24 protein-coding genes and 1 pseudogene are annotated in these 24,259 nt (G+C 68.3%); 16 read left to right on the top strand and 9 right to left on the bottom strand.

Features of this window, described 5'->3' with window-relative positions:
- The first annotated feature begins 93 nt into the window (after nt 1-93).
- From AC3A4E_RS01900 to AC3A4E_RS01890, 3 genes are all read left to right on the top strand, one after another.
- Complete coding sequence (locus AC3A4E_RS01900) at nt 94-936, top strand: class I SAM-dependent methyltransferase (protein WP_487631993.1); 843 nt, start codon at nt 94-96, stop codon at nt 934-936.
- 75 nt (nt 937-1,011) lie between these two features.
- The gene (locus AC3A4E_RS01895; protein ID WP_487629883.1) at nt 1,012-1,581 is read left to right on the top strand and encodes a pseudouridine synthase; all 570 of its coding nucleotides are present in this window, start codon (nt 1,012-1,014) and stop codon (nt 1,579-1,581) included.
- Between the two features lie 83 nt (nt 1,582-1,664).
- A complete protein-coding gene (locus AC3A4E_RS01890) occupies nt 1,665-2,804 on the top strand; it encodes a hybrid sensor histidine kinase/response regulator (RefSeq protein WP_487629882.1) in 1,140 nt (379 codons plus the stop codon).
- Between the two features lie 84 nt (nt 2,805-2,888).
- On the opposite strand, the gene AC3A4E_RS01885 is transcribed toward AC3A4E_RS01890, so the two are convergent.
- Complete coding sequence (locus AC3A4E_RS01885; RefSeq protein ID WP_487629881.1) at nt 2,889-3,092, bottom strand: YdcH family protein; 204 nt, start codon at nt 3,090-3,092, stop codon at nt 2,889-2,891.
- Between the two features lie 174 nt (nt 3,093-3,266).
- On the opposite strand from AC3A4E_RS01885, the gene bamE reads away from it, so the two are divergent.
- A complete protein-coding gene (gene bamE / locus AC3A4E_RS01880) occupies nt 3,267-3,863 on the top strand; it encodes an outer membrane protein assembly factor BamE domain-containing protein (protein ID WP_487629880.1) in 597 nt (198 codons plus the stop codon).
- Nucleotides 3,864-4,011: 148 nt separating this feature from the next.
- On the opposite strand, the gene AC3A4E_RS01875 is transcribed toward bamE, so the two are convergent.
- The 3 genes and pseudogenes from AC3A4E_RS01875 to AC3A4E_RS01865 form a co-directional block, all read right to left on the bottom strand.
- Nucleotides 4,012-4,536, bottom strand: a complete 525-nt coding sequence (locus tag AC3A4E_RS01875) for an ATP-binding cassette domain-containing protein (RefSeq protein WP_487631992.1) — start codon at nt 4,534-4,536, stop codon at nt 4,012-4,014.
- A 594-nt stretch (nt 4,537-5,130) separates the two neighbouring features.
- Nucleotides 5,131-5,670: pseudogene (locus AC3A4E_RS01870) on the bottom strand (ATP-binding cassette domain-containing protein); the annotation flags it as partial.
- A gap of 249 nt (nt 5,671-5,919) precedes the next feature.
- Complete coding sequence (locus tag AC3A4E_RS01865) at nt 5,920-6,573, bottom strand: NAD(P)H-binding protein (protein ID WP_487629879.1); 654 nt, start codon at nt 6,571-6,573, stop codon at nt 5,920-5,922.
- A gap of 111 nt (nt 6,574-6,684) precedes the next feature.
- Between AC3A4E_RS01865 and ttcA the strand changes: the two genes are divergently transcribed.
- From ttcA to AC3A4E_RS01845, 4 genes are all read left to right on the top strand, one after another.
- Nucleotides 6,685-7,593 (top strand): tRNA 2-thiocytidine(32) synthetase TtcA, encoded by a 909-nt coding sequence (gene ttcA / locus AC3A4E_RS01860; RefSeq protein WP_487629878.1) that lies wholly within the window; start codon nt 6,685-6,687, stop codon nt 7,591-7,593.
- Between the two features lie 140 nt (nt 7,594-7,733).
- Nucleotides 7,734-8,636, top strand: a complete 903-nt coding sequence (locus AC3A4E_RS01855) for a recombination-associated protein RdgC (RefSeq protein ID WP_487629877.1) — start codon at nt 7,734-7,736, stop codon at nt 8,634-8,636.
- A 61-nt stretch (nt 8,637-8,697) separates the two neighbouring features.
- The gene (locus tag AC3A4E_RS01850) at nt 8,698-9,477 is read left to right on the top strand and encodes a M48 family metallopeptidase (protein WP_487629876.1); all 780 of its coding nucleotides are present in this window, start codon (nt 8,698-8,700) and stop codon (nt 9,475-9,477) included.
- A gap of 87 nt (nt 9,478-9,564) precedes the next feature.
- Complete coding sequence (locus AC3A4E_RS01845) at nt 9,565-10,047, top strand: hypothetical protein (protein WP_487629875.1); 483 nt, start codon at nt 9,565-9,567, stop codon at nt 10,045-10,047.
- A gap of 21 nt (nt 10,048-10,068) precedes the next feature.
- Here the strand turns inward: AC3A4E_RS01845 and AC3A4E_RS01840 are convergent, their stop codons facing one another.
- Both AC3A4E_RS01840 and hemH read right to left on the bottom strand, forming a co-directional pair.
- Complete coding sequence (locus tag AC3A4E_RS01840; protein ID WP_487629874.1) at nt 10,069-10,929, bottom strand: alpha/beta fold hydrolase; 861 nt, start codon at nt 10,927-10,929, stop codon at nt 10,069-10,071.
- On the bottom strand, nt 10,926-11,909 hold the full coding sequence (hemH, locus tag AC3A4E_RS01835; protein ID WP_487629873.1) for a ferrochelatase: 984 nt from the start codon (nt 11,907-11,909) through the stop codon (nt 10,926-10,928). Before hemH ends, AC3A4E_RS01840 begins: the two co-directional genes overlap by 4 nt.
- 154 nt (nt 11,910-12,063) lie before the next feature.
- Between hemH and AC3A4E_RS01830 the strand changes: the two genes are divergently transcribed.
- The 5 genes from AC3A4E_RS01830 to AC3A4E_RS01810 all read left to right on the top strand — a co-directional run bounded on the left by AC3A4E_RS01830 (nt 12,064) and on the right by AC3A4E_RS01810 (nt 15,179).
- Entirely contained in the window at nt 12,064-12,942 is an 879-nt protein-coding gene (locus AC3A4E_RS01830; protein ID WP_487629872.1) for a lipid-binding SYLF domain-containing protein, read from the top strand.
- An 80-nt stretch (nt 12,943-13,022) separates the two neighbouring features.
- On the top strand, nt 13,023-13,247 hold the full coding sequence (tatA, locus tag AC3A4E_RS01825; protein ID WP_487629871.1) for a Sec-independent protein translocase subunit TatA: 225 nt from the start codon (nt 13,023-13,025) through the stop codon (nt 13,245-13,247).
- 15 nt (nt 13,248-13,262) lie between these two features.
- Nucleotides 13,263-13,742 carry a Sec-independent protein translocase protein TatB gene (gene tatB, locus AC3A4E_RS01820; protein WP_487629870.1) on the top strand — a complete coding sequence of 160 codons (480 nt, stop codon included), beginning with the start codon at nt 13,263-13,265 and terminating at the stop codon, nt 13,740-13,742.
- Nucleotides 13,732-14,484 (top strand): twin-arginine translocase subunit TatC, encoded by a 753-nt coding sequence (gene tatC / locus AC3A4E_RS01815; RefSeq protein ID WP_487631991.1) that lies wholly within the window; start codon nt 13,732-13,734, stop codon nt 14,482-14,484. Before tatB ends, tatC begins: the two co-directional genes overlap by 11 nt.
- Complete coding sequence (locus AC3A4E_RS01810) at nt 14,481-15,179, top strand: RDD family protein (RefSeq protein WP_487629869.1); 699 nt, start codon at nt 14,481-14,483, stop codon at nt 15,177-15,179. Before tatC ends, AC3A4E_RS01810 begins: the two co-directional genes overlap by 4 nt.
- A 9-nt stretch (nt 15,180-15,188) precedes the next feature.
- Here the strand turns inward: AC3A4E_RS01810 and AC3A4E_RS01805 are convergent, their stop codons facing one another.
- The 3 genes from AC3A4E_RS01805 to AC3A4E_RS01795 all read right to left on the bottom strand — a co-directional run bounded on the left by AC3A4E_RS01805 (nt 15,189) and on the right by AC3A4E_RS01795 (nt 19,029).
- Nucleotides 15,189-16,133: a hypothetical protein gene (locus tag AC3A4E_RS01805; RefSeq protein ID WP_487629868.1), complete on the bottom strand. Its 945-nt coding sequence runs from the start codon at nt 16,131-16,133 to the stop codon at nt 15,189-15,191.
- A gap of 263 nt (nt 16,134-16,396) precedes the next feature.
- Nucleotides 16,397-17,128 (bottom strand): glutamine amidotransferase, encoded by a 732-nt coding sequence (locus AC3A4E_RS01800; protein WP_487629867.1) that lies wholly within the window; start codon nt 17,126-17,128, stop codon nt 16,397-16,399.
- Between the two features lie 125 nt (nt 17,129-17,253).
- Complete coding sequence (locus tag AC3A4E_RS01795) at nt 17,254-19,029, bottom strand: GspE/PulE family protein (RefSeq protein ID WP_487631990.1); 1,776 nt, start codon at nt 19,027-19,029, stop codon at nt 17,254-17,256.
- Between the two features lie 135 nt (nt 19,030-19,164).
- On the opposite strand from AC3A4E_RS01795, the gene glyQ reads away from it, so the two are divergent.
- From glyQ to AC3A4E_RS01780, 3 genes are all read left to right on the top strand, one after another.
- A complete protein-coding gene (glyQ, locus tag AC3A4E_RS01790) occupies nt 19,165-20,073 on the top strand; it encodes a glycine--tRNA ligase subunit alpha (RefSeq protein WP_487629866.1) in 909 nt (302 codons plus the stop codon).
- Between the two features lie 109 nt (nt 20,074-20,182).
- On the top strand, nt 20,183-22,300 hold the full coding sequence (gene glyS, locus AC3A4E_RS01785; RefSeq protein WP_487629865.1) for a glycine--tRNA ligase subunit beta: 2,118 nt from the start codon (nt 20,183-20,185) through the stop codon (nt 22,298-22,300).
- A 140-nt stretch (nt 22,301-22,440) separates the two neighbouring features.
- Nucleotides 22,441-24,258 carry an autotransporter assembly complex protein TamA gene (locus tag AC3A4E_RS01780; protein WP_487629864.1) on the top strand — a complete coding sequence of 606 codons (1,818 nt, stop codon included), beginning with the start codon at nt 22,441-22,443 and terminating at the stop codon, nt 24,256-24,258.
- Nucleotide 24,259: the final 1 nt, after the last annotated feature.

Below are 24,259 nucleotides of genomic sequence, written 5' to 3'. Positions count from 1 at the left end.
GTGGCCCCGCAGGACAGGCGACGACGTTCGCCACGCGGCTTGTGGCACCCTTGCGCCACGTCCGCGTCCGGAGTTCCGCCCATGCAACGCAGCTTGTCGTTCTGCGCCGTCGCCCTGATCGCCCTCGCCGGTTGCGCCAGCGCGCCGCAGGTGCCCGCCGATTCGGCCGCCGACCTCGATTCCAGCAATGTCGCCCGCCTCGATGCCGCGCTCGCCGGCGACTGGCGCAGCGCGGAAAACCGCGCACGCGACCAGTACCGTCATCCGCGTGAAACGCTGGCGTTCTTCGGCGTGCGCCCGGAGCACACCGTCGTCGAAATCACCCCCGGCAGCGGCGCGTGGTACGCCGAAGTGCTGGCGCCCTACCTGCGTGACAACGGACGCTATCTCGCCGCGATGGTCGATCCGGCCAGCGCCCCCGAAGGTCGCGGCCGCGACTATCAGACCAGCCAGTACGCCGGCCTGCAGGCCCGCTTCGACGCGGCGCCCGCGCAGTTCGACCGCGCGCGCATGGTGAGCTACGACCCGAAGACGCCGCGCTTCGGCCCGTCGAATTCCGCCGACGTGGTGCTGACGTTCCGCAACGTGCACAACTGGCGTTCGTCCGGTCAGGCCGAGGGCATGTTCAAGGGCTTCTACGACGTGCTGCGCCCGGGCGGCGTGCTGGGCGTGGTCGAACATCGTGCGAAGGCCGACGTGCCGGCCGACGACCGCAGCGGCTATGTCGGGACCGCGCAGGTCATCGCGCTCGCCCAGGCCGCGGGTTTCCGCGTCGACGGCAGCAGCGAGATCAACGCGAACCCGAAGGACACCCGCGACCATCCCGATGGCGTGTGGATGCTGCCGCCAGCGAACCGGCACGCCGCCGCGGACGCGGCGAAGTATGCGGAGATCGGCGAGAGCGACCGGATGACGCTGCGGTTCGTGAAGCCGTAATGCGACGACGGGCCGGTGCCGCCGGCCCGTTCCCGTCGCCGCGCGCTTGATCCACCTCCACGTATCGCCGCTTCCATGCTCGTCGCCTTCAACAAACCCTACGGCGTGCTCTGCCAATTCACCGACCGCAGCAAGCCGCCGCGCCCGACGCTGGCCGGCTTCGGCCTGCCGTCCAATGTCTATGCCGCCGGCCGTCTGGATCACGACAGCGAAGGCCTGCTGCTGCTGACCGACGACGGTCCGCTGGCCAACCGCATCACCGATCCGCGCCACAAGCTGCCCAAGACCTACCGGGTGCAGGTGGAGGGCACGCCCTCGCCGGCACAGCTGCAGGCGCTGCGCGATGGCGTGACGCTCAATGACGGCCCGACCCGTCCCGCCCTGGCGACGCTGCTCGACCCGCCACCGGCGCTGTGGCCGCGCGATCCGCCGGTGCGCTTCCGCAAGACCGTGCCCGATGCGTGGCTGGAGCTGACCATCCGCGAAGGTCGCAACCGGCAGGTGCGACGCATGACCGCAGCGGTCGGCCTGCCCACGCTGCGGCTGGTGCGGGTGGCGATCGGCGACTGGTCGCTGGACGATCTGGCGCCCGGCGCATGGCGGGCGCTCGACCCGACCGGACCCCCGGTCCGGATCCGCAGCTGACCGGGTTTCTGGTAACGTGCCTGGCGGACAGCGTCGGTCTGTCACGTCCTGCCACCCCTGTTCGGGGCCCACCCCGGAACCTCATGCCGAACTCTGCAAACGCCAGCGGTCGCATCCTCGTTGTCGATGACCAGCCTGCGAACCTGCGCGTCGTCAGCTCGCTGCTGAGCCGTCACGGTTACGAAGTGCAGACGGCGCCCGACGGCGCCGAAGCGTTGGCGATGCTCGAAGCGCGCCAGCCCGATCTGCTGCTGCTCGACATGCTGATGCCGAACATGGACGGCTTCGCGCTGCTGGCCGAGATCAAGCAGAACCCGGACCTGCTGCGCCTGCCGGTGGTGTTCCTCACCGTCGCCCAGGATCGCGAACTGCTGCTGCGCGCGTTCGATGCCGGTGCGGTCGACTACGTCACCAAACCCTTCATGCCCGAAGAGCTGCTCGCGCGCGTCAACGCGCACGTCGGCCTCAAGCAGACCCGCGACCGTCTCGAGCGCATCGCGCGCGAGCGCCAGGAGCTGGTGAACCTGGTCGCGCATGATCTGAAGAATCCGCTGTCGAGCATCTGGTTCGCCAGCGACATGCTGGTCAAGAACGAGACCAAGCCCGAGCGCATTCCGCGCTATCACAAGATGATCCACGAGAGCGCTGAAGACGCGCTCGGCTACATCCGCCGGTACCTGGAAACCCAGGACACCTCGCGCAAGGCCGCCGAGGCCGCGCAGGCCACCGGGCTGCGTGAAGTGCTGGACTGGATCGTGGGTCGCTACGCGATGCAGTTCGAGGATCGCGGCGTGCAGCTGCAGGCGCGCGCGCCCGATGCCGCGCCGCTGGTCGCCGTCGACGGCCTGGTGCTGCGCCAGGTGGCGGAGAACCTGATCACCAACGCGATCAAGTACGCCCCCGACAGCAACGTCGACATTTCCCTGCGGGGCGGCGGCAGCGGCTTCTGGCAGTTGCTGGTCGAGGATCGCGGTCCCGGCATCGCCCGCGACCTGCAGCACGCGCTGTTCCGCCCGTTCCAGCGGCTGGCACATGCCGGCCAGGACGACGGCCGCTCCAGTGGTCTGGGCCTGTCGCTGGCCAAGCAGATCATCGTCGATCTCGGCGGCCAGCTCTGGTACGAGGACCGCGAGGGCGGTGGTGCGCGCTTCGTGATCGAGCTGCCCGAAGTGTCGGCCGATTTCGTCCCCCCGGCGGCCAACGACGCGCACGCCGACGACTGACGCGTCGATCCGCCCTGTCGCAGACCGCCCGGTGACGGCGCGGCGGAAACGCTGATCAACGTGACCGGCGGCCGCTGACGACGCTCAGGCCGGCTCGTCGGGAATCAGGTCCGATTCGAGCTGCGCGATGCAATCCTTGAGCCGCAGCTTGCGCTTCTTCATGCGCTGCAACGCCATCGCCTCGTAGGCGTTCGCCGACTGGAGTTCACCGATGGCGTGATCCAGCCGACGGTGCTCGGCCCGCAGCCGCATCAGCAGCTCGGCCGGCGTTTCTTCGGTTGCGGACATGTCGGAGGACATGCCGCCAGCTTATCCCAAGCGCGCGACAGACTGGATACGCTTGGCGGACGGAAACGGCGCTGCAACAATGCGTGCGCGTCGTGCAGGGGGCCGGCGCGCACTGGCGCTTGTGCCGTGCCGTCCATACGCGACATCCCCCGGCCGCATCGCCAAGGAAACAGGATGTCCCTCCGATCGAACCGTTCCGCATCTGCGCGCCTCGCGGCCGCGGTGCTTGCCCTCGCCGCCTTCGGCGCCATCGTCCCCGTCTCCGCGCAGGAGAAGTACGACGGCTATCTGTGCTGCAACCTGCGCAGCGACGGCAGCTGGATCAGCGACAGCAACTACGCCGAGAACGGCAAGCGCGTGATCCCGGTCGGCACGCCGACCAGCGTGACCGGCTATGGCCGCCACCGCGTCAACGTGCGCATCGACGGCGCGCGCCAGTCGATCGGCAACGACTACAGCCGTGACATCGCCTTGCCCGATTTCGCGAAACGCTACGTGGTGACCGAGGATCCGGCGTCGAAGATCGCCACGTATCCGGCCAAGATCCAGGACGCGATCAAGCGCGCGAAGATCACGCCCGGCATGACCCGCGAGCAGGTGCTGATGTCGCTGGGCTATCCGATCAGCAGCGAGAACCCGGATCTGGACGCGGAGCTGTGGCGCTACTGGATGAGCAGCTTTGCCGAGTTCCAGGTGCAGTTCGACGTCAGCGGCCGCGTGCGCGAGATCACCACCGATCCCAATACGCGCAATCTGGTTTGGGTGCCGTAAGGCCAACAGCATCGGATTGAGTGTGGAACGAGACAGGCGCCGGAAGGCGCCTGTTTTCGTTAGGGGTGACGCGACTTCACGTCTCTGCGGCCGGGCGAGCTGATGGGTTTCGCTGCGCTCTGCCCACCCTGCGGGCGCAGTGCGTCGCTCAGGGATCGATGGTTTCCAGATGGAGGCGGTCGCTGTCGAGGTGCAGGCGGTGGGTCAGCGCCAGCGCATCGAGCAGTGCAGGATCGTGGCTGACGACGACGAGTGCGCCGGGCCAGCCACGCAGCAACGCGACCAGCGCGTCGACGCTGTCGAGATCGAGATGGCTGGCGGGTTCGTCGAGCAGCAGCAACGGCGCTGCCGGTTGCGCCCACGCGGCGGCCGCGATGGCGACGCGCATGCGTTCGCCGCCCGACAGCAGGCCCAAGGGTTGGCGCGCCCGCGCACCGGCTAGGCCGAGCAAGGCGAGCCGCGTCGCGGGCACGTCCATCGCATCCGCCTGCATGCGTGCAGCCAACCACTCGAGTGCCGGCATCGCATCGGGCAGGGTCGCGAGCATCTGGTCGAGCGACTGCACCGGCACGCAGGCCTCGACGGTGCCGCTGGCGAGCGTCGCCTCGCCGCGCAGCGCGCGCAGCAGCGTGGTCTTGCCGCTGCCGTTGCGTCCCTCCAGCCCGATGCGCACCGGGCCGAACGCGTGCCAAGTGAGCGCTTCGACGGGCGCGTCGCTGACGGGATGCACGCCGTCGAAACGCAGCACCCGCCGAGAGGCGGGCAACGCAACGTCGGCATCGACGAACTCGGGCGCAGGCGTGGCATCGGTCGCGGCGAACGCGTCACGCACCGCGGTGTCACCGTCGGCGAGGCGCTGTGCCAGTGCGCCGCGCGCGCGTCCGGCATGGCGCTCGGCATTGCCCTTGGCGTGGTCCAGTAGCAGCGGCGACTGGTTGCTGGTCTCGCGCATCCGCTGCCCACGCGCCTGACGCTGGTCGAGCCGCTGACGTTCACGTCCCACCGCACGTTGTGCACGCGCGCGATCGGTCCGCGCCTGCGCGAGTGCATCTTCTGTCTGACGCCGCGTGGCATCGCGCGCGGCGCGCCATGCGTCGAGTCCGCCGTCAATCCACTGCAGCCCGTCGGCGCGCAGCTCGACCAGTCGCGGCATCGCACGCAGCCACACGGGATCGTGGGTCACGACCAGTACGGCCCCTGCGCGTTGCAGGAATTGCCAGCACCAGTACGCGGACGCGTCGCTGTCGAGAAAGGTGCTGGGCTCGTCGAGCAGCAGCACGCGGGCATCGCACCACGACGCGGCGAGCAGACGTAGCTGCTGGCACTGCCCGCCCGAGAGCTGCGACGGATCGGACGTCGGCGTCAGATCCTGGAAACCCAGCGCTGCGAACGCATCCGCCAATCGCGTTTCGAGTGCCCAGTCGTCGTCGACGCATGCCGCATCGTCCGCGTCGCCATGACCCGCAAGCAGCCGGTGCAGCGCATCGAAGCGCGCGCCCAGACCCAGCAGGTCGACGACACGCGGCGGCAATGGACCCGGGTGCTGCGACAGCAGCTGCAGCCCCCCGGCGACCTCGACCGTGCCAGCGCGAGCGCCATCGGCGAGTTGCCGGAGCAGCGTGGATTTGCCGACGCCATTGGCGCCGACCAGCCCACTGGGGCCGTCATGCAGCACCAGCGACAGATCGTCGTAGAGCACGCTGCCGTCGTCGCGCGCGGCGGACAGGCCACGGGCGCGCAGCGCGGGCACGACGGAAGATGACGCAGACAGCGACGCGAAAGGCGCCGGGGAGACGGGCACGGACATGGAAGAACCTCGCGAACATGGGGACGCGACCGGGGTGGGTCGTCGGACTCGATGTCGGCTCAGTACTTCACGTCATTGCGCTCCTGGAAGACGGTTGCGAACGCGCGGGTTGCAGCAGGCAGTCGCGCGATCGGCATGCAGTCTACGACCGCGCGCCGCACCGCCGCATTAACGCGGAGAATCGGCCGGCGCTGTCGTCTGCGGCACAAGCGAACGGACCGTCCTCCATTCGCCCCTACGCGCCCGCGATCAGTCGCCGCCGACGAAGGTCTCGATCGGCACATCGCCATCGACGAAATCCAGCGTCCGGCCCACGGTGCCCGCCGCATCCAGCACTGCGGCTGCGACCGCCGCGACATTTGCGCGCGACACCGGCGTGCCGCTGTCGGCATTCGCGCCATCGGCGACACGGCCACTGCCGGCATCGTCGGTCAGCCGGCCCGGACCGAGGATCGTCCAGTCCAGCGCGCTGTCGCGCAGGTGCGCGTCGGCCGCGGCTTTCGCTTCGGCATAGGCGAAAAAGCCGTCGTCCGGCTCGATGCCGTGATCGAAGCCGGCGCCAATGTAGGACACCATCACGTAGCGCCGCACGCCGGCGATGGCCGCGGCATCGATCGAGCGGATCGCCGCATCGCGGTCGACCGCATACGTGCGCGCGGCATCGCCACCGCCTGCACCGGCCGACCAGACCACGGCGTCGTGGCCGGCGAGCTGCTGGACGATGGCATCGGTCTGCGCGCGCTCGATATCGAAGACGACCGGCGTAGCGCCGGTGCCGGCGACGGCGTCGCGGTGGGCCGCGTTGCGGAACAGCGCGGTCACGGCGTGTCCGCTTCCGGTGAGGCGCTGGGCCAGCTGCAGGGCGACGCGGCCATGGCCGCCGATGATGACGATGCGCGACATGGCGCTCTCCGTTCAACAGGAATGGCGTCACAGCCTTGCACGGCGCATGTTGGCGCGCGGTCGCGGAGACGTTGGCGTACGGCCGCCTGGAGCGCCCGGTAAACTGGCGCGATGAGTACCGTCCTGCCCCTGCACGAACCGCTGCCGCGCGCGCATGATCCGCGCCGCGCCGCGCCGGCGGTGCACAGGCTGGGCAAGCGGCTGCGCCATCAGATGGGTCGCGCGATCGCCGACTTCGGCATGATCGAGGACGGCGACCGGGTGATGGTGTGCCTGTCGGGCGGCAAGGACAGCTACACCCTGCTCGACATCCTGCTGCAGCTGCAATCGAAGGCGCCGGTGGCGTTCTCGATCACCGCAGTCAACCTCGACCAGAAGCAGCCAGGATTTCCCGCACATGTGCTGCCGGACTATCTGGCATCGCGCGGCGTCGATTTCCACATCATCGAGCAGGACACCTATTCGGTCGTCAGCCGGGTGATCCCGGAAGGCAAGACAATGTGTTCGCTGTGCTCGCGCCTGCGTCGCGGCGCGCTGTACCACCACGCGGCGCAGCACGGATTCACGAAGATCGCGCTTGGCCACCATCGCGATGATCTGGTCGCGACGTTTTTCCTGAACATGTTCTTCCACGCGAAGCTCGGCGGCATGCCGCCAAAACTGCGCAGCGATGACGGCAAGCACGTCGTGATCCGTCCGCTGGCGTACGCGGCGGAAGACGACATCGCCGCGTATGCGCAGGCCAAGGCGTTCCCGATCATCCCCTGCAATCTGTGCGGCTCGCAGGAGAACCTGCAGCGCAAACAGGTCCAGAAGATGCTGGATGCCTGGGAGCGGGAGACGCCCGGCCGCATCGAGACGATCGCGCGGTCGCTGGGCAATGTCAGCCCGTCGCAGCTCAGCGATCCGGCGCTGTTCGACTTCCGCATGCCCGGTGCGGGCGCGGTGCCTGCCGCGGTCGACGCCTGGTTGCCCGACGCGCAGGGCGCAGCGATCGACATCGCGATGCGGGAGGCATGAACACCGCCCTCCGCACCGCATCGATGCAGGGTCGGCCGTCCACGCCTGCCTACGCCCGGACCAGGCACGTGTCACACCATTTCTGACGCCCACCGCTTCCGTGCGGCGTCCTTCCCCACTTCCAAGGAATCATCAGCCCCATGTTCTTTCGCAATCTGACCCTGTTCCGCTTTCCCACCAACCTCGACCTGTCCGAGCTCGACGCGCGTCTGGCGGAATTCCCGCTCAAGCCGGTCGGTCCGTTGGAGATGTCCTCGCACGGTTTCGTCTCGCCGATCAGCCGCGACGCCGATGTCATGGCGCACCGCATCGAGGACACCATCTGGGTCACCGTCGGCGGCGAAGAGAAGATCCTGCCCGGCCCGGTGGTCAATGAACTGCTGTCGCGGCGTATCGAGGAATTCGAGGAGAAGCAGGGCCGCAAGCCCGGCGGCAAGATGCGCAAGCAGATGAAGGACGACCTGCTGCAGGAACTGATGCCGCGCGCATTCGTGAAGCCGGTGCGCAGCGACGCACTGATCGACCTCGAACACGGCGTGGTCGCGGTGAATTCCTCCAGCCGCAAGAGTGCGGAGAACCTGGTGTCGCAGATCCGCACCGCCCTGGGCAGCTTCCCCGCGCTGCCGCTCAATGCCGAAGTCTCGCCGCGTGGCGTGATGACCGGCTGGATCGCCGGCGAGCCGCTGCCCGACGGTCTGACGCTGGGCGAGGAATGCGAGCTCAAGGATCCGTCCGACCAGGGCGCGATCGTGCGCTGCCAGCGTCAGGATCTGCAGTGCGAGGAGATCACCCGCCATCTCGATGCCGGCAAGCAGGTCACCAAACTCGCGCTCAACCTCGACGACCACGTCTCGTTCGTGCTCGGCGAGGACCTGATCGTGCGCAAGTTCAAGCTGCTCGATGGCGCGCTCGATACGCTCGAGAACACCGACAACGACGATATGCGCGCCGAGCTCGACGCCCGCTTCGCGCTGATGCGCGGCGAGTTCAAGCGCCTGTTCAAGGTGCTCGAAGGCGCGCTGAAGCTGTCGAAGGCGGAGTGATCGCAGGTGTACGTGCGACGTCGACCCTGGTCGCGTCGCAGGCAGCGCATACAATCCGCGCATGCCGTCCCTGTCGCGCCTGTTGTCGCGTTCCGCGAAGCCCGCTTCGATCCAGCGCGACTCGCTCCGTCTGACGCTCGAGGACGGGCGCGAGATCGAGGTGCTGCGCGTGCGCGATCCGCGCGCGCGGCGCATCCGGCTCAGCGTCAGCGAACGCGGCGCGCGCCTGACCCTGCCGCTGCGCGCGAGCCTCGTCTCGGGCGATGCCTTCCTGCAGCAGAACCGCGCATGGCTGGCCGCACAGATCGCGGCGCATGGCGAAGCGCTGCCCCTTCAGCGTGGCGTCACCACGCACCTGCCGCTGCGCGGCGTGTTGCATCCGCTGCGCTGGGACAGCGGGCGCTTCAGTCATGTGCGCATGGACGATGACGGCACGCTGACGTTCGTGTCGCCCGAGCACGCCGGCCCCGCCGCGCTGCAACGCGCGTTGCGCGAGTTCTACGAAGCGCAGGCACGTGCCGACATCGGCCGCTGGTTGCCGGCCTATCTGCCGGGCCTGCCGCGCACACCGCGGCGCATCTGTCTGAAAGTGATGTCCTCGCAGTGGGGGTCACTGGCGCCGGACGGGACGCTCAATCTGGACCTGTCGCTGGTGCTCGGGGCGCCCTCGGCGTTCGAGTACGTGCTGGTGCACGAGCTCTGTCATCTGATCCATGCCGACCACTCCCGCCGGTTCTGGGGCGAGGTCGAAACGCGGTGCCCGGCGTGGCGCGACGCGCGCGACTACTTCCGCGACAGCGGCCGCCGCCTCAAGGCCGACCTGCACGCTCTGCTGGCCTGAACGAAGGCTGGGCGAACGGCCCGATGGCCGCTTCCTTGCTGCACTCGCGTTGACCGGAATGCGCGGCCAATGCCGCCGGAGAACCCCATGGTCCGCCTGTGCCTGGCCTTGCTGCTCGTCGTCGTGCTGCCCGGCTGCCGCCCACCCGGCGATGCGCTGGGCACCACGATCCGCTTCGATGCGCGCGGCGACCGCGTTGCGGCGACGCCGGTGTCGCCACGGACGACCTCGCTGGCACTTCCCACGGACTTCCCGCAGGACGTGCACCTGCCTGCGCACTATGTGATCGACACGCTGACCGATATGCCGGGCACGCAGATCATCAGTCTGCTCGCCGAAGGCGAGGTGGTGGCGCTGTCGCAGGACACCCGCCGCGCGATGGAGCACGACGGCTGGCAGCGTCGGCTTGCCACGCATCACGGCGGCGACAGCGCGGTGCTCGCGTTCGAGAAGGATGGCCGCAGTGCGCTGTTCGCGTTCGACCGCAACCAGCCGGCGCTGCCGTCGGAGGATGCCGGGGTGATCGTCAACCTGCAGTTGCAGGATGGCGCGGCGCGACTCCAGAGGTGACGCGGCGCAGGCCGCCACCGCTCAACGCTGCAGGAAATCCCCGATCGCGGCAGCGACTTCCGCAGGCTGTTCCATGTGCAGATGATGGCCGCCCGCGATGACGGTGAGCTCGCCGTCGGGCAGCAGACGCGCGCGACGGGAGCGGTCGGGTTCGGGCAGATAGGGCTGCGGCGGATCGGCGTAGATCACGCGCGTGGGGCATTCGATGCCGGCGATCAGCGCGTCGACCTGGCCGGGCGTCATGCGCACGGCGGTGGGAATCGTCAGACGCGGATCGCTGCACCAGGCATGGCCGCCTTCCACGGGCTGCACGCCACGCTCGACCAGCAGTCGCGCGACGGGTTCGCTGAGCGCATTGACCCGCATGCGTGCGCGGATCGGCGCTTCGAGATCGGGAAACACGCGCAGCGGACGCGTGCCCAGGCTGCGCGAGGAGATCACCGCTTCGCGCAGGCGCGGAACGGTTTCCGGTTCGATCTCCGGTAGCGCGCCCAGCGCTTCAATCGCGACCAGACGCTCGATGCGCTCGGGGACCGCGGCGGCAACGAGACTGGCGATGCCTGCACCCATCGAGTGCCCGAGCAGTGCGAAACGCTCCCAGCCCAGCGCGTCGGCGATGTCGAGCACCTGGTGCACGGCGCCGACGAAGGTGTAGTCGGTCCCCACCGGCATGTGCGCGCTGCGGCCATGTCCGGGCAGATCCGGCGCGACGACATCCAGACCGTCGAAATACGCGGACAGCGGCACGAAGCTTGCGGCGTTGTCGAGCCAGCCGTGCAGCGCGAGCACGCGACGCGCACCCACGGTGCCGAAGCGCAGACCGCGCACGGTGCCGATCCCGATGTCGACCTCGAACGTTTGTGACTGTGCGACGCCGCTCATGCGCGCAGCTCCAGATCGCGACGCGTCAACGACGCCAGCGCGCGCGCATGCACCGGTGCGTCGTTGAGGCAGGGGATGTAGCGCAGATCCTTTCCGCCGTGCGCATGGAAAATTTCGGCGTTCTGCAGCGCGATCTCCTCCAGCGTTTCCAGGCAGTCGACCGCGAAGCCTGGACACACGACGTCGATCGTGCGGATGCCCTCGCCGCCCAGCGCCTTGAGCGTTTCGTCGGTGTACGGCTGCAGCCATGGCTCGCGGCCGAAGCGCGACTGGTAGGTCAGCATCGCCTCGTCCGGCGCGAGGCCCAGCGCCTGCACGATCGCATCGAAGCTCGCGCGGCACTGCACCGGATACGGATCGCCGGCATCGGCCAGCCGCTGCGGAATGCCGTGGAAGGAAAACAGCAACCGCTCGCCGCGACCCTGCGTGTCCCAGTGCGCACGGATCGATCCGGCCACGGCGTCGACCCAGTCCGGATCGAGGTGATAGTCGTCGCGCATCCGTGCAACGCCCGTGGCGCCGAAGATCTCGTCGACGACGTCGCCGACCGATGCCGTCGTCGTCGTCGAGTACTGCGGATACAGCGGCAGCACCTGCACCCGCGCGTGGCCCGCGTCACGCAGCCGCGTCAGCACGCTGCGCAGCGACGGGTTGCCGTAGCGCATGGCGTAGACCACCTCGGCATCGGGCATTTCCGTCTGCACCGCTTTCGTGAGACGCGCGGTGTGGACAGCGAGCGGCGAACCGTCCTCCATCCACACACCGGCATAGAGCTTCGCCACGCGCGGGGAGCGGAACGGCAGGATCACGAAATGCAGGATCGGACACCACAGCCAGCGGGTCAGCGCGACCACACGATGGTCGTGCAGGAACTCGGCGAGATAGCGGCGCACCGCTTTCGGCGTCGGCGCGTCGGGGGTGCCGAGATTGACGAGCACAACGGCGTCGCGCGCGGCGTGCGGGGAGGGGGATTCGGACATCCCCATAGAATGGCAGGCGCACCGGCGCAATGGCAGCGTCCGGGTGCCACGGAAAAACTCATGTGCGATTCATTGCACCGTCACTAGCCTGAATCCGTTCTGCGTGCGTGGCCTCTTGCGCACGCCCGATCCGCGTCCTTGCCCCGGAGCCACCATGACCCGTCCGTTCCGCCGTTCCCTTCTGGTCGCCGCACTCGCCACCGCGTTCGCCGCCGGCCCCGTCATCGCCGGGCCGGCCGAGGACGCGCGGGCGCAGAACGCGGTCCGTGTGCTCAACGAGATCCAGGCGATCCCCGAGTCCGGCATTCCCGACAAGCTGCTCGACGAGGCGCACGCGATCGTGGTCATCCCCGACACCATCAAGGCAGGCCTGATCATCGGCGGACGCCGCGGCCATGGCCTGATGTCCGTCAAGACCGCCGACGGCACCTGGTCGAGCCCGGCCTTCGTCCGACTCACCGGCGGCAGCATCGGCTTCCAGGCTGGTGTGCAGTCGGCCGACGTCGTGCTGGTGTTCCGCAACGAGCGCAGCCTCGAATCCATCGTCAACGGCAAGTTCACCCTCGGCGCCGACGCCGGCGTGGCAGCTGGCCCGGTGGGCCGCAATGCGGCGGCGCTGACCGACGGCCAGCTCAAGGCGGAGATCTGGTCGTGGTCGCGCGCGCGTGGGCTGTTCGCGGGTGTGTCGGTCGACGGCGCCGTGCTGTCCATCGACGACGCAGCCAACGTCTCCGTGTACGGCAACACCACTACGCCCCGGGCCATTCTCGAGAACCGTCCGGGTCAGGCTCCGTCGGATGCCGTGGTCGGCTTCCGCGATCGCCTCGAAGAAGCCAGCGCCACCGCCCGTGTCGCACGCGGCGGAACCGCAGTACCGGTCACGCGTCCCGCGCAATCGGCCGCGCCGGTGATCCAGAACGTGCCCGAAGCCACCACCACGCCGATCCAGCCCCAGCAGGGCCAGCCGTCGACGCAGGGCTTCCAGAACGTCGATGACACCCCTGCTGCTGTCGAACAGCTGCCGGAATACTGACCGCCCGCATCCGCGCGCACGCTGCGCGCCGGTGCGGTGCGTTATCCTGCCAGACCACCCGCAGTTCCCGGAATTCCGCCATGGGCAGTTTCAGCATCTGGCATTGGCTCGTCGTCCTCGTCGTCGTGCTGCTGGTGTTCGGCACCAAGAAGCTGCGCGGCGCCGGGCGTGATCTCGGCGAAGCGGTGAAGGGCTTCAAGAAGGGCATGCACGACGAAGACACGCCCGAGCGTCTCGACGACCGTTCGAAGGATGCGGCCGAGCAGTCCGACAGGACCCGTCACGACGACAACGTCCCGCGCTGACGCGGGCGGCGGTCGATGTTCGGTATCGGTACCGGCGAGTTGATGATCATCGCGCTGGTCGCGCTGGTCGTGCTCGGTCCCGAGCGCCTGCCCAAGGCGGCGCGGTTCGCCGGTCTGTGGGTGCGGCGCGCGCGCGCGCAGTGGTACTCGGTGAAGTCCGAACTCGAACGCGAACTCGCGGCTGAGGACCTCAAGCGCAGCGTGCGCGACGCCCAGCAGTCGATCGCAGACGTCGGCACCCAGCTGCGCGATGCCGAAGCGCACGCACGCAGCAGTCTCGACGAAGTGCGCCGGGAGGCCGGCGATCTGGTCGCCCAGGCGCGGCGCATGTCCAGCGAACCGCCGGCGACGCATCGCAGCCTCGACGCCTTGCCCGATCCGGCGCCGCCTGTGGAACCACCGTTGCCGCCCGAGACGATCGCCGGCGATCCCACCCGCCCGCCGGTCCCCGCGACCGTCGCCGACGAGGAGACCGATCGTGGCGCTGCACGCTGACGAAGACGGCGGCGAAGGCAGCCTGATCGACCACCTCATCGAACTGCGCATGCGCCTGATGCGCGGCCTGGCCGGCACCGGCATCGTGCTGCTGTGCCTGCTGCCGTTCGCCAACAAGCTCTACGGCTTGCTCGCCCAGCCCCTGCTCGACAAGCTGCCTGAAGGCGCGCATCTGATCGCGATCGAAGTCGCGTCGCCGTTCTTCGCGCCGCTGAAGCTCGCGTTCTTCACCGCGCTGGTCGTGACCATGCCGTGGCTGCTCTACCAGGCCTGGGCCTTCGTCGCGCCAGGCCTGTACAAGCGCGAGAAGCGGCTCGCGATGCCGCTGCTGGCGTCGGCCGTGGCGCTGTTCTACATCGGCTGCGCGTTCGCGTTCTTCCTCGTGCTGCCGTCGGTGTTCAAGTTCCTGACGCTGGTGACGCCCGATGGCGTGGCGATGATGACCGACATCAACGCCTATCTGAATTTCGTGCTGGTGATCTTCCTCGCGTTCGGCCTGAGCTTCGAGCTGCCGGTGGCGCTGGTGATCCTGGTGCTGCTGGGCTGGGTGACCACCGACCAGCTGCGCGAGTCGCGCGGTTACGCGGTCGTCGGCGTCTTCGTGCTGGCGGCTGTGATCACCCCGCCCGATGTCGTCTCGCAGTTGATGCTGGCAATTCCGATGTGCCTGCTCTACGAGGCCGGCATCATTGCCGCCCGCATGCTTGCGCCCAAGCCGGACGCAGCGCGCGACGAGGCATGAATCCCGCGCCGGACACGTCTGCGTCGCTGCTCCGCCGGTACACGGCGTGGTCGCTGGACGCGGCGGCGATCGGCGCCCTGGCGGTCGTGGTGATGCATCGTCCACTGCACGCGGCCTGGCGCACGTGTGACCGCACGATCGATGCGCTGTTCCAGTCGATGGTCGCGGCGATGCAGACGGTCGAACTGGACGCCTCTCCGGTGGCGCTGGCCCAGATCTGGGTACACGACCCGGCGCTGCAGGTCGCGATCACCGCGCTGGCGCTGGCGATGTCGTCGCTGGCGTTCCAGGCGATCGCCGGCTTCGCGCTGATGGCGCTGCTCTGGTTCACCGCATTCGAGGGCTCGCGCTGGCAGGCGACGCCTGGCAAGCGCGTCCTCGGCCTGCAGGTCGTCAATGACATCGGGCTGCCGCCCGGCTACGTGCGCGCCGGCCTGCGTACCGCGGCGGGCCTGCTGTCCTGGCTGAGTTTCAACATCGGCCATCTGCTGGCCCTGCATGCCCCGCGCCACCAGGCGCTGCACGACCGGATCGCCGGTACCCGCGTGGTCCAGCGCGGCACCGCACCGATGCCGATGGCGGCACGTCTGTGGGTGTGGTTGCAGCCAGCCGCAGGCTGCCTGCTGCTGGCGTTGCTGATGCGCCATCTCGACCGCAGCATGGCCGCCGCGCTCACCGCCGTCCTGGGCGCCTGACGCACCCGCTCAGAGTTCGATGCGACCGCCATCCTGGCCGGCGCCCGGCGTCGGGCCGTCGACCGCTGCGTCCGAAGGCTGGCCGCAGATGTCGCGCCACATCGCATACATCGCGCCGAACATCACGATGTAGAGGACCAGCAGCAGGATCAGATACAGCGGCAGCACCACCAGTGCAGCCAGCGCCGGATGCACGAGGCTGGCGACCAGACCGATGAGGGTGACCACCATCGCGAATGCCAGCATCAGCGCAAAGCCACCGGCCATTGCGATCGCGGCAGCGACGACGATCGGCAACACGTTGCGCAGTGCGCCGCCCAGACCATCGGTGAAAGCCTGCAATACCGGGCGGTCGCCCAGTGCGACCTGGCCCAGGCCGACCGCGTAGACGGTTGCGTAGTAGACGCCGAAGAAGATCGCCAGCGCCATCAGCGGGCCGATGCCGGCAGGCGGCAGCGGCAGGTCGGCCGGTGCGCCGGGCGCAGACTGTCCGCCCATTTCCTGGCTCATCGTCAGGATTTCCATGTACCAGTCCACCACGCCCTCGCCGAACGCGCTGACCAGCGCGTAGAACGTGGCGATGTACAGCGCGCCCATCAGCACGCCGAAGCCGATCAGGCGCCCGGCATTGCCGCCGGTGAACGTCGAAAACACATCACCTGGACGCGCCGGGCGGCCATGCTCGGCCGCGTCGATGACCCGCAGCACCCCACCGATCAGCAGCGGATACACCGCGATCGACACCAGCGATGTCACGCCCATCACCATGATCTGGGTACTGGCATCGAGGCCGAGGGTGACCTGGAGCAGCGCCTGCAGCACGTTGGGAATGATCGCCAGCAAGGCCACGATCGCCGTGGCGCCATAGACCGCACGCGGGTTGGCCCGACCGACATTGACGCCCTGCACGATCCACTTCCAGCCGTGGCCGGCTCCTACCGTCCGAGTCGTCATTTCCGCCGTATTCCAGATATCTGTCGCGTGGACGCGCCACGAAGGCCGTCATCGTATCGCATGCGTCGGCGCCGCCGCTGGCGCCGCCGGGCGTTCAGGCGTGCCGGCGGCGGCCTTCGCCGGGCGCCCGCACCCGTCTGCCCGCATCGCGGAATCCTGCGCGGAGGCTCGACGCCTGCAGGTCGCATCCACCGTGCCCATGCGGCCTGCATGTGTGCATCCGCGTAATCCCCGGCCGGTCTGTCGTCGGCCGCGAGCACGCCTCAGCCGCGCTGGAACCCGTCCGCCACCCGCACGAACCGCTGCAGCACCGCGCGCGCCTCGGGCGCCGCGCGTACCGCCTTCACCAGCGCGACCGGATCGAGACCTTCCTGATACAGCGGACCCGACCGCGCACGGATGTAACCGCGCATGTGGGTCGCACTGAACTCGGGATGGAACTGCACACCCCACACCCGATCACCCCAGCGGAACGCGTGGTGCGGTTCGAGTGCGGACCGGGCGAGCAGGGTGGCACCGTCGGGCAGGCGCAGGACGGTCTGCAGGTGGGTGGTCTGGGCGAGAAAACCGGAGCTGGTGCCAGCGAACAACGGATCATTTTCGGCCCCCTCGACGGTTTCGATCCCGAAACTGCCCATCTCGCGACCCTGCGGATTCGGTCCAACCTCGCCGCCGAGCGCATGGGCGATCAGTTGGTGGCCGTAGCAGATGCCGAAGACCGGCACGCCTGCATGCGCGGCATCGCGCAGCCAGGCGGCCGTGCGTTCGCTCCAGTCGGCGCGGTCGGTCACCATCGCGCCGGAGCCGGTGACGATGACGCCGGCGTAATCGGCCGCGGCCGGCAGGGCGGCGCCATGCTCGACATCGACCACCATCGTGTCGTGCTCCGACAGGCCGGCAGCAACGCGGATCCAATGGGAAAACCCGCCATAACGGCGCATCGAGGGCACGGGCTGGCCGGTTTCGACGATCAGGAACGGACGGGCAGACGACATTGCGGGGTAGCCGGAGCGGGAGGACGGCGCAGCGTAGCTGTTTCGCCCGGTCGCGGCGCAGACAGTCCCGGTGATGTGGCGATCGCGACGGCAGCGAACGTCGTCACGCCGGTCGCGTGCGGGCGCTATTCGCGCGGCGGAAGCACCGTCATTACCTCTTCCACCGTGGTCACCCCCTGCGCGATCTTTTCGGCACCGGCCATTCGTAACGTGCGCAGGCCTTCACCGACTGCGGTGCGGCTGAAGCCCGACAAATCCATGTCCGGCTGGATCTTCGCGCGCAGCGCTGGGGTCACCGGCATCAGTTCGTACAGGCCGACACGACCGAAGTAGCCCGTGTTGCGACATTCCAGGCATCCCACCGGCCCGCATGCGCTTTCCGGGATGGGCATATCACTGTCGGGCCCGAGCAGCGCGCGCCAGCCTTCGGGATCGACCGGCTTCGGCTGTTTGCAGTGGCGGCACAGCGTGCGCACCAGACGCTGGGCGAGCACGCCATTGAGCGTGGAGGCGATCAGGTAATGCGGAAGGCCGAGATCGAGCAGGCGGGTGATCGCCGACGGCGCATCGTTGGTGTGCAGCGTCGACAGCACCAGGTGGCCGGTCAGCGAGGCCTGCACCGCCATTTGCGCGGTGTCGAGGTCGCGGATCTCGCCGATCATGATGATGTCGGGGTCCTGGCGCAGCAGCGTGCGCACGCCCTGCGCGAAGGTCAGATCGATCGCGTTGTGCACCTGCATCTGGTTGAGTTCGACCGAGACCATTTCGATCGGGTCTTCGACGGTGCAGACATTGACGTCGTCGGACGCCAGCTTCTTCAGCGTCGAATACAGCGTCGTCGTCTTGCCCGAACCGGTCGGGCCGGTGACCAGCACGATGCCGTGCGGACGCGCCACGAGATCGTTCCACGCCGCGGCCTCGCCGGCGTCGAAGCCGAGGTGTTCGATCGGCTTGAACGCGGTATCGGGATCGAAGATGCGCATCACGACCTTCTCGCCAAAGGCGGTGGGCATCGTCGACAGACGCATCTCGACCTCGCGTCCGCCGGGCGAACGCGTCTTGATGCGGCCATCCTGCGGACGCCGGCGCTCGGCCAGATCCATGCGGCCCAGCACCTTGATCCGGCTGACCGCGGCCGTCATCACCGGCGGCGGCATCTCGAAGACCTTGTGCAGCACGCCGTCGATGCGGAAACGCACGCGGCCCACATCACGGCGCGGTTCGAGGTGGATGTCGGAGGCGCGCTGTTCGTAGGCGTACTGCAGCAGCCAGTCGACGATGTGGACGATGTGGTGGTCGTCGGCATTGACGTCACCGGACCGGCCGAGTTCGACGAGCTGCTCGAACGTCGGCGCATTGCTGCCGGTTTCACGGCCGTCCTTGGCGCCACGGATCGAGCGGGTGACGCCGAAGAACTCCATCGTGTAGCGATGCAGGTCCAGCGGATTGGCGATGACCAGATCGATCTCGCGCCGCAACAGGCGCTGGATGTCGGTCAGCCACTCCAGCGCCAGCGGCTCGCTGGTCGCGATACGCGCGCGGTCGGGCGTGACGTCGACCGGCAGGATGCGGTGGCGCTTGGCGTAGGCGTGCGAGAACAGGTCGGTGACATCACCGACGGCGATCCTGGTCGGGTCGATGCGCAGATAGACGTGGCCGGTCGCCTGCGCCAGCCATTCGGTCAACGCTTCGAGGCCGAGTTCGGTCCCGGGCCGGCGCGCCGATGGCAGCTTCAGGTTGGCCAGCAGCACCAGCGGATGCACTGCATCCAGGCCCCGGGTGTTGCGGCCGCCCGCACGCGCGCGCTCCGCATCGGCAGGTGCCAGCAGGCCATCGGCCTGCAGCGCATCGATCACCGGATCGAGGGTCAACCGGCCCGGCGGCAATCTGGCGACGGACATCGCCGGCGGCCGGTGTCCCGACGAGGGCTGCGGTGCGCGCGGATCGTTCAAGCCGGGGCCTCCTGGCGCTTGGCGCGGCAGTCGCGCGGATGCGGCCCGCTATACTAGCGCGCCGCCGCAGACGCGATTTTCGTAATGACCGGACCGACGTTCCAGGAGCTGATCCTCACGCTCAATGCCTACTGGGCCAAACAGGGTTGCGTGCTGATCCAGCCGCTGGACCTCGAGGTCGGCGCGGGCACCTTCCATCCGGCCACGTTCCTGCGCGCGCTCGGCCCCGAGCCGTGGAACGCCGCCTACGTGCAGCCGAGCCGCCGCCCGACCGACGGCCGCTACGGCGACAACCCGAACCGCCTGCAGCGCTACTACCAGTACCAGGTGGCGATGAAGCCGAATCCGGACAACATCGTCGAGCTGTATTTCGACTCGTTGAAGGCGCTCGGCATCGATCCGCAGGTCCACGACCTGCGCCTGGTCGAGGACAACTGGGAATCGCCGACGCTCGGCGCATGGGGACTGGGCTGGGAAGTCTGGCTCAACGGGATGGAAGTCACGCAGTTCACCTATTTCCAGCAGGCCGGCGGCATCGAGTGCAAGCCGGTGCTGGGCGAGATCACCTACGGTCTCGAGCGCCTGTGCATGTATCTGCAGAACTGCGACAACGTGTACGACCTGGTGTGGACGCACGGCCCTGACGGCACCCCGGTGACCTACGGCGACGTCTATCACCAGAACGAAGTCGAGCAGAGCGCCTACAACTTTGAACACGCCAACGTCGACGTGCTGTTCCGCCGCTTCGACGAATGCGAAGCCGAGGCGCTGAAGCTGGTCGAGCTGGGCCTGCCGTTGCCGGCCTACGAGCAGGTCACCAAGGCCAGCCACTGCTTCAACCTGCTCGATGCGCGCCGCGCGATCAGCGTGACCGAACGCCAGCGTTACATCCTGCGCGTGCGCACGCTGGCGCAGGGCGTCGCCAAGGCCTATTACGCGCAGCGCGAAGCGATGGGATTTCCGGGGCTCAAGCGCGCGCCGGAAGCTGCCTGAGCCGCACGCGGCACATCGCCGATTCTCCGGATGAGGCTGCGCATGCGCGCCCGCATCCGACCCCGCTCCCCGAAGGACGCGGGCACCAGCACTGGAACAGGTTGTCGCCATGACTGACATGCATCCCCTCCTGATCGAACTCGGCACCGAAGAACTGCCGGTCAAGGCCCTGCCCGGCCTGGCGCAGGCATTCTTCGACGGCGTGATCGCAGCGCTCGACAAGCGTGGCGTGACGATCGACCGCACAGACGCGAAGCCGCTGTACACACCGCGCCGTCTCGCCGTGCTGCTGCCGGGCGTTGCGAGTGAGCAGCCCGAGCAGCGTTCGGAAGTGCTGGGGCCGTATCTCAGCATCGCGCTGGATGCCGAAGGCAATCCGACGAAGGCGTTGCAGGGGTTCGCGGCGAAGGCCGGCATCGACTGGACCACGCTTGCGAAGACCAGCGACGCCAAGGGCGAGCGCTTCGTGCACCGCGCGGTGACACCAGGTGCAGCGACTGCGGCATTGCTGCCGGACGTGCTGCGCGAGGCCATCGCGGCAATGCCGATTCCCAAGCCGATGCGCTGGGGCGCCCACACCTACGCGTTCGCGCGGCCGGTGCATTGGCTGGTGATGCTGCATGACACGACGGTCGTCGATGCCGAACTGTTCGGCGTGCGCAGCGGTCGCACCAGCCGCGGCCATCGCTTCATGCACGACAGCGCGGTCGAGATCGCAGCACCGGGTGACTACGTCGAGGCGATGCGGACTGCGAAGGTCATCGTCGATGCCGATGCGCGCCGCGCCGAGATCGTCCGCGAGGTCGAGGAAGCTGCGCGCGCCGTCGGTGGCGATGCACGCATCGAATCCGACAATCTCGAACAGGTCGTGTGCCTGGTCGAATGGCCCAAGGCAGTGTCGTGCACCTTCGAGGCCGAGTTTCTCGCCGTGCCGCAGGAAGCGCTGATCGCGACGATGGAAGCGAACCAGAAGTTCTTCCCGGTGCTGCGCGACGGCAGGCTCACCGAACACTTCATCGGTATCGCCAACATCGTGTCGACGGATGAAGCCGAAGTCTCCAAGGGCTACGAGCGCGTGATCCGTCCGCGCTTCGCCGACGCCAAGTTCTTCTTCGACGAGGATCTCAAGCAGGGCCTGTCGGGAATGAACGACGGCCTGAAGACCGTGACCTACCAGGCCAAGCTGGGCAGCGTGGCCGACAAAACCGTCCGCGTTGCCGCGCTGGCCGAAGTCATCGCGCCGCAGGTCGGTGTGGATGCCGCACTGGCGAAGCAGGCCGCGCTGCTGTCGAAAGCCGACCTGCAGTCGCGCATGGTCAACGAGTTCCCGGAACTGCAGGGCATCGCCGGTCGCTACTACGCGAAGCAGGACACGGCGCTGGCCGGCCTGTCCGACGACGATCGCGCGTCGCTGGCGAACGCCCTCGACGAAGCCTGGCAGCCCCGCTTTGCCGGCGATGACATCGCACTCTCGCCGCTGGGCAAGATACTGGCGATCGCCGAGCGTCTCGACACCCTGGCCGGCGGGTTCGCGGCGGGTCTCAAGCCGACCGGCAACAAGGATGCGTTCGCGCTGCGGCGCAATGCGCTGGGTCTGGCGCGGACGCTGATTGAAAGCGGATTCGATCTCGACCTGCATGCACTGATCCAGAACGCGGTCGATCGTGTCGGCCCATTGCCGACCGGCAAGGACAGTGCGCCGGCACCTGCCGATGCGAGCGAACTCTACGACTTCATCCTCGATCGCCTGAAGGGCTACTACGCCGACAAGGGCGTGACCGTGCAGCAGTTCAACGCCGTTGCCGCGCTGCAGCCAAAGTCGCTGTACGACCTCGATCGCCGCATCGATGCAATCGGCACCTTCGCCTCGCTTCCCGAAGCCGAAGCGCTGGCTGCCGCCGACAAGCGCATCCGCAACATCCTGCGCAAGGCGGACATCGCGATTCCGGGCGACGTCGATCCGGCGTTGCTGCGCGAGCCGGCGGAAGCCGCGCTGGCCGAAGCAGTTGAAGCGGTGCGCGGCGAGACCGGTCATGCGCTGGCGCACGGCGACTACGTCTCGGTGCTGACGCATCTGGCGCGGTTGCGTCCGCAGGTCGATGCGTTCTTCGACGGCGTCATGGTCAACGCGGACGATGCCGCCCTGCGCGCCAACCGTCTTGCACTGCTCAAGCGCCTGTCGGAGCGTCTGGGCAGCGTGGCTGCGATCGAGCATCTGTCGAGCTGAACACGTTCGCCGGGTGAACGTCGCACCGCGTCAGGAATCTCTGACGACGGGTCTTTCGATGCCGTGCCGGCACCGGAAATCCGGTACGGATGTGACGCCACGTTAATCGCACCTTGACGTGCCTCCGGTATCCTCGCGCGATGCCTCGCGTCCATGTGTGTCTTGCCGCCGCCCTCCTCTTCGTCTCGTCGGCCGCGGCGCACGCCGCGCGTGTCGAACGCGTCGACATCGTCGGACTCGACGAGGAGATGACCGAGAACGTCCGCGTCTCGCTTGGGCTCTACGAGTCGATCGGCCGTGACATCTCGGGCCGGCGCATGGGCTATCTGCTGCGCGAGGCCGAACGCGAGACCCGCAAGGCGCTCGAGCCGTTCGGCTACTACTCGCCCACCATCGACGTGCAGCGCAACCGCGAAGACGGCGCGGCGATTTCGGTACGCGTGGTCGTCGATCCGGGCCAACCGGTGCGCGTGCGCAACAGCGACATCGCGATCATCGGCGAAGGCGGCCAGGACCGGTATCTGGCACGCGACATCGCCCGCTTCGTGCCGAGCGAAGGCGCGGTCTTCAGCCACCCCGACTACGACTCCAGCCGCAACCGCCTGAGCCGACGTCTGGCGGAGCGTGGCTATTTCGATGCCGAGTACGCATCGCGCCGCGTGGAGGTCACGCGCGCCGACCACGCCGCCGACATCGACCTGGTCTGGACCAGTGGCGACCGCTACAACATGGGCGCCACGACGTTCGAACAGACACCCGAGCGGATCATCAACGACGATCTGCTCGAGAACCTCGTCTACTGGGAGGAAGGCAGCTACTACCACCAAGGCCGCCTCGACCGTCTGCGTTCGTCGCTGGGCCGGCTGGACTACTTCGCCAGCATCGACATCGAGCCACAGGTCGACCAGGCCAACGAGCGACGCGAAGTGCCGGTCAAGGTCACGCTCACCCCGGCCAAGCGCAGCATCTACACCTCGGGCGTGAGCTACGGCACCGACAGCGGCGCCGGTATCCGCCTCGGTGTGGAGCGCCGCTACGTCAACATGCGCGGCCACAAGGCGCTCGCGCAGCTCGACTACGCACAACGCCGCAAGACGCTGACGCTGCAGTATCGCGTGCCCGCCTTCGCGTGGCTCGACGGCTGGTACACCGCCAGCCTGCAGATGGCCGACGAACAGACCGACTACATCGATTCGCGACGGGTCGAACTGGTGGGCAGCCGCAACGGCCAGTACAACGAATTCCTCAACCTCATCGCGTCCATGCACGTGCTGCGCGAGCGCTGGGCCTACGCGCCCGAAGAGGACCCGGACAATCCGGTCGTCGACGACGACGAGTTCGCCGGTGCGCTGTACCGCTACGCGACGTTCGCCTATCCGTCGCTGCGCGCCGAGTACATCGACGTCGACGATCGCCTGTTCCCGACCAGCGGCATCGGCGGTTCGGTGATGCTGCGTGGTGGTCTCGAAGGTGTAGGGTCGGATGCCTCGTTCAGTCAGATCCATGTGCGTGCCAGCTGGTTCCGCGGCATCGGCGAGTCCAACCGCCTGATCGTCCGCGGCGAGCTCGGCCACACCTTCACCGATGCGCTCGTGGCGATGCCGCCGAGCCTGCGTTTCTACGCCGGTGGCGACCGCAGCATCCGCGGTTACGACTGGCGCGAGGTCGGCCCGCGGATTCCCGCGCGCGACGGCCGTCGTGCATTCGCGATCGGTGCCAAGAATGTGGTCACCGCGAGCGTCGAGTTCGAGCGCTATTTCACCGACACGATCGGCGCGGCGGTGTTCGTCGACAGCGGCGACGCCTTCGACGGCACCTCGCCCGAATGGCGCACAGGCGTCGGCATCGGCGCGCGTTACAAATCGCCGGTGGGGCCGCTGAAGCTCGACATCGCGCGCGGTCTCGACAACCCCGATTCGTCATTCACGATCGGCCTGTCGATCGGCGCGGAGTTCTGAC

This window comes from Luteimonas sp. Soil_N_1 (assembly GCF_057656255.1).
Note: the sequence above shows the minus strand (reverse complement) of the source record. Positions and strands in the feature narration are given on the sequence as shown.